This is a genomic window from Streptomyces sp. C, assembly GCF_000158895.1.
Lineage (GTDB): Bacteria > Actinomycetota > Actinomycetes > Streptomycetales > Streptomycetaceae > Streptomyces > Streptomyces racemochromogenes.
The window spans coordinates 2035421-2040709 of sequence record NZ_GG657750.1 but is presented as its reverse complement, the minus strand read 5'-3'; the positions used below and the strand labels follow the sequence as shown (position 1 = coordinate 2040709).

Sequence of the window (5289 nt, the reverse complement as noted above, 5' to 3'; positions counted from 1 at the left end):
ACCATGGACACCGCGCTCGCCGCCTACCTGGTCAAGCCGGGCCGGCGCTCCTTCGCGCTGGACGTGCTGTCCGTCGAGTACCTGGGCCGCGAGCTCCAGCCCCCGGCCGCCGACGGCCAGCTCGCCTTCGGCGCCGACGACACCGCCGAGGCCGACGCCCTGATGGCGCAGGCCCGCGCGGTCCTCGACCTCGGCGACGCCTTCACCGCGAAGCTGCCCGAGGTCGGCGCGGTCGAGCTGCTCCACGAGATGGAGCTGCCCACCTCCGAGCTGCTGGCCCGGCTGGAGCGGGCCGGCATCGCCGCCGACCGCGACCACATGGAGGGCATGGAGCAGCAGTTCGCGGGCGCCGTGCAGCAGGCGGTCAAGGAGGCGCACGCGGCGGTCGGCCACGAGTTCAACCTCGGCTCGCCCAAGCAGCTCCAGGAGGTGTTCTTCGGCGAGCTGGACCTGCCGAAGACGAAGAAGACGAAGACCGGCTACACCACGGACGCGGACGCGCTGGCCTGGCTGGCCACGCAGACCGACCACGAACTCCCGGTGATCATGCTGCGGCACCGGGAGCAGGCGAAGCTGCGGGTGACCGTCGAGGGCCTGGTCAAGTCGATCGCCGCGGACGGCCGGGTGCACACCAGCTTCAGCCAGACCACCGCGGCCACCGGCCGGCTCTCCTCCACCGACCCCAACCTGCAGAACGTGCCGGTGCGCACCGACGAGGGCCGCGCCATCCGCCGCGGCTTCGTCGTCGGCGAGGGCTACGAGTCCCTGATGACCGCCGACTACAGCCAGATCGAGCTGCGCGTCATGGCGCACCTCTCCGAGGACGAGGGCCTGATCGAGGCGTTCCTGTCCGGCGAGGACCTGCACACCACCGTCGCCTCGCAGGTGTTCGGCGTGGAGCGCTCCCAGGTCGACGCCGAGATGCGCCGCAAGATCAAGGCCATGTCGTACGGGCTGGCGTACGGGCTGTCCGCGTTCGGTCTGGCGCAGCAGCTGAACATCGAGCCGGCCGAGGCGCGCGGGCTGATGGAGACCTTCTTCGAGCGGTTCGGCGGGGTCCGCGACTACCTCCAGCGCGTGGTGGACGAGGCCCGCGCGACCGGCTACACGGCGACGGTCTTCGGCCGCCGCCGCTACCTGCCGGACCTCAACAGCGACAACCGCCAGCGCCGCGAGGCCGCCGAGCGGATGGCGCTGAACGCCCCGATCCAGGGCACCGCCGCCGACATCGTCAAGGTGGCCATGCTGCGCGTGGACAAGGCCATCGCCGAGGCGGGGCTGAAGTCGCGGATGCTGCTCCAGGTCCACGACGAAATCGTCCTGGAGATCGCCCCCGGCGAGGCGGAGCGGGTCGAGGAGCTGGTGCGGCGCGAGATGGGCGCGGCCGTCGAGCTGCGCGCCCCGCTGGACGTGTCGGTGGGCGTCGGCGGCGACTGGGAGTCCGCCGCGCACTGATCCCCGTACGCGCAGGGTCCAAACGCCCGTCCCCCACCCGCCTCAGGCGGCGGGGACGGGCGTCCGCGTTTCCGGGGCCGGGCGGTGGGGCCGGTCCCCGTCGCCGCGGTGGCGCAGCCGTACGAGCGCCCCGTACAGCAGCAGGCCGACCGCGAGGCCGCCGCCCGCGCCGAAGCAGACGGTCGGGATGATGTCGAGCGGGGTGCGGATCCGGTCGTAGAAGGTGTAGAAGCGGATCACCCGCACGGTGATCCCGACGGCCGCGCAGCCGCCGATCAGGGCGGCGGCGCCCCACAGCTCACCGCGGCCGAGGACGGGCACGGAGGCGGGCGCCGGGCGGGCCGGCAGCCGCCGCAGGCCGGTCGCGGTGAACCAGAGCAGCACGCAGGCGGCCACCGCCGAGGAGCCGTACTGGAGATAGGAGTAGAGGGGCAGGCCGAAGGCGAGCGGGTCGCCGAGCCGCGGCAGCGCGTTCGTCCCCCAGCGGTCCAGGTGCGTGAAGCTGTCCCACACCACGTGGGTGAGGGAGCCCGCCACCGCCGACAGGTAGAACCACAGCGCGAGCGCGGCCGCCGGGCGTCCCCGCCAGTCCTCGCCCCGGACGAAGGCGTGCACCCGGCCCCGGCCGCCCCGCGGCAGGAGCGCGACGAGCGGCTCGCGCAGCAGCAGCCAGCACGCCGCGAGGAGCGCGGTCAGGACGGCGTCCACGGTGGCCACTCCGAGCAGGGAGTGCGCGAAGTGCCCGTAGCCCATCACGCCGTTCACGACCGCGTCCGCGAAGTAGAAGGTGTCCGGGGCGAACGACCCGAGGACGAGCGCCGAGGCGACCAGCGGCCCCCGGGCGTGCCCGGCCCGGCGTATGGCCGGAAGCACGGCGGCCGCGTGGCTGAGAGTGAACGGCACGGGATCTCCTAGCGGGTTCGGGATCCGGACAGTATGCGTGAGCTGCGAGGGAACGTGGGGATGTGGTGAATTTCCGCGGCGCACCACGTGTCCTGTGAAGGGAGCTGACGTAGGGTCACGCGGACGTCTAGGGGAGGGGACCCGTCATGTCGGCACGGATATTCGGACGCGGCCTGCGCAGGGGCGCGGCCGCGGCTCTGGTCTCGGCTCTGGTGGCCGCCGCCGTGACGGCGTCCCAGGCCCCCGCGGGCGCCGAAGAGGAGCGCGTGGTGGCGGCCGGCGAGGAGCCGGCCGAACAGGCGGCCCGGGGCGCCGGCGGGGACTCCTCGTACTTCACCGAACTGCCGCCCCTCACAAGCCCCCAGCCACCCGCGGTGGTCCTGCCGGACGGGCAGTCGGGCGCCCCCGTGCAGCCGGAGGCCGCGCCCGTGCCGTCGCCGGCCGCGGTGCCGGCGGCGGACCGGCCGGTGGTCGAGGGCGCGCAGGGGATACCGGCGAGCGTGCTCGCGGCGTACCGCGCGGCCGAGCAGCGGGTGGCGGCGGACGACCCCGGCTGCGGGCTGCGCTGGCAACTGCTCGCGGCGATCGGCAAGGTCGAGTCGGGGCAGGCCCGCGGCGGGCAGGTGGACGCCGCCGGGACCACCCTGCGGCCCATCCTCGGCCCGGTGCTCGACGGGAACGGCTTCGCGAACATCTCCGACACCGACCGCGGGGCCTTCGACGGCGACTCCCGTTACGACCGGGCCGTCGGGCCGATGCAGTTCATCCCGTCCACCTGGGCGGCCTGGGGCCAGGACGCGAACGGCGACGGGCGGCGCGACCCGAACAACGTCCACGACGCCGCGCTGGCGGCCGGGCGCTACCTCTGCGCGGGCGACCGCGACCTGCGGACGGGGGCGGGCCTGGACCGGGCCGTGCTGTCGTACAACCAGTCCGCGGAGTACCTGCGGACGGTGCGCTCCTGGTTCACGTACTACCTCCAGGGCGCGCACGAGGTCCCGGACGCGGGCGGGAGCGGCGCGGGCGCGGGCGTCCCGGCGGGCCCCCGGCCGGCGGACCCGAAGCCGACCCCGACGCCGTCCCCGACGCCGTCCCCGAAGCCGACCCCCACGCCGTCCCCGACGCCGACGCCGACCCCTTCCCCGAAGCCCACGCCGACGCCCACCCCGACGCCGACGCCGAGTCCGTCGACCAAGCCGTCCCCGACGCCGACGCCGACGCCCACTCCGTCCACCAGGCCGACCTCGACGCCGTCGCCCACCCCGACGCCCACCCCCAAGCCCAGCTCCTCTCCCAGCGCCGCCCCCACCCGGGCGGCCTCCGCGAAGGCGACCCCGTCGTCCGCCCCGAGCGCCACGCCGACCCCCGCGACGGCCGGCTGAAGACCCCGCCCCGCGGGGCGCCATCCAACGGAAGGACGTACGGCATGCTCGGCTGGAGCATCACCGTCTGGCGCGGGACCCCGGAGGAACGGGACCGTGCCACGCCCCAGGACCGCGAGGCGGCGACCCTCGCGTACTGGCACGTCGGCCTGTACGGCCTGGACTGGCTCACCGAACTCGTGAAGGCGGGCCGGGCCGAGGAGCTGTGGCGCTCCGGCTACCCCAGCCGCTACACCGCCCTCGCCGGTGACGTCCTGCCGCTGTTCACGGACGGAACCCCGCCCGGTTCCGGCGGCTCCGGCACCGGCCGCGCACCCTTCGACGTGAGGCTGCACCCCGACCGCATCGCCGCCTGCCCGGCGGACCAGACGCTCACCGTCGACGCCTGGGACCAGTCCTGAACCCGTGCCCGCAGTAGCCGTCGGCCTGAGTACGGACACCCAGGCCGGCCGGTGCCCGCACCCGAGGGCCGAGACGGTTCTCATCTCACCCCCGCGTTGCTACGGTACGCCTCCCTGACGACCCATCAGATCCCGGAGGCTCCGCCGTGCGCGCACTCGTCGCCGCCGCCGTCGGGCTGGCCGCCGCGCTCGCCCTCGTCCTCGCCGTGACCGCCGCCGGCGTGCCGGAGGGCGAGACCTCGCCCAGACCGCTGCTCACCACCGCGCCCCCCGCGCCCGGAAAGTAGAGGAGGCCCGGCCGTGCGACGCAGAGCGAGCCTCGTACTGCTTGCCCTGGCCGTGTTCTGCGCAGCCCTCGCACCGCTGCTGCGCTGGTACGCGTACCCCCGGCTCGCCAAGATCCCGCCCAGCCAGTACCAGGAGATGGTCCTGGAGGCCAAGGACGCAACCCTCCTCGACTACGCGGGCGGCATGCAGCCCAAGAAGGTCGACAAGGTCACCATCGTCCAGACCCTCAAGGGCAACGTCGAGGCGTCGAAGGAGATCGAGGCCGACGCCGGCAAGGACGTCGTCGTCTGGGACACGCTCTCCTACATCATCGGCCCCGATGGCAAGATGGTCTCCCAGATCCCCGAGCGCTACATCTTCGACGCCCACACCCAGGACCCGGTGCACGCCACCGGCGAGATGGTCGACGGGGACCCGGTCAAACGCGAGGGCATCGAGTTCAAGTGGCCCTTCTTCACCGAGCCGCGCGACTACCTCTACTTCGACGCGCAGACCCGCACCTCCTCGCCGATCCACTACGTCGGCCCGCGCACCTACCGGGGCATGGACGTCTACTACTTCGAGCAGACCGTCCCCTGGACCAAGGTCCCCATGCCCAAGAAGATGCCCATCGAGGGCATCGACCCCGCCACCATCGAGCAGAGCACCGGCACCACCCTCTGGTACACGGTCAAGGCCCGCTTCTGGGTCGACCCCGTCACCGGAGCGCCCGTCAACGCCGAACAGGACATCCAGCAGGAGATGCGCGGCGGCATCGCCGCCGGAGCCCCCGACGGCAGACTGACCGCCTTCGCCGGACACGTCACCCTGCGCGAGGACTACGCGAAGCACACCCTCGACCTGGTCGCCGCCAACCGTAC

6 protein-coding genes are annotated in these 5289 nt (G+C 73.7%); 5 read left to right on the top strand and 1 reads right to left on the bottom strand.

Annotated elements, in window-relative coordinates; all coding sequences use genetic code 11:
- Positions 1–1455: DNA polymerase I (polA, locus tag SSNG_RS08995; RefSeq protein WP_042800775.1), on the top strand; the 1455-nt coding region annotated here is incomplete at its 5' end.
- Positions 1456–1497: 42 nt separating this feature from the next.
- Here the strand turns inward: polA and SSNG_RS08990 are convergent.
- Positions 1498–2358 carry a DUF4184 family protein gene (locus SSNG_RS08990; RefSeq protein ID WP_050779579.1) on the bottom strand — a complete coding sequence of 287 codons (861 nt, stop codon included), beginning with the start codon at positions 2356–2358 and terminating at the stop codon, positions 1498–1500.
- Positions 2359–2504: 146 nt separating this feature from the next.
- Here SSNG_RS08990 and SSNG_RS08985 point away from each other — a divergent pair, with 146 nt between their 5' ends.
- The 4 genes from SSNG_RS08985 to SSNG_RS08975 all read left to right on the top strand — a co-directional run.
- Positions 2505–3740 (top strand): lytic murein transglycosylase, encoded by a 1236-nt coding sequence (locus SSNG_RS08985; RefSeq protein ID WP_007263502.1) that lies wholly within the window; start codon positions 2505–2507, stop codon positions 3738–3740.
- Between the two features lie 44 nt (positions 3741–3784).
- A complete protein-coding gene (locus SSNG_RS08980) occupies positions 3785–4141 on the top strand; it encodes a hypothetical protein (protein WP_007263501.1) in 357 nt (118 codons plus the stop codon).
- 146 nt (positions 4142–4287) lie between these two features.
- Complete coding sequence (locus tag SSNG_RS39285; RefSeq protein ID WP_128636903.1) at positions 4288–4428, top strand: SPW_0924 family protein; 141 nt, start codon at positions 4288–4290, stop codon at positions 4426–4428.
- Between the two features lie 13 nt (positions 4429–4441).
- A partial coding sequence (locus SSNG_RS08975; RefSeq protein WP_007263500.1) for a DUF3068 domain-containing protein occupies positions 4442–5289 on the top strand: 848 nt, incomplete at its 3' end.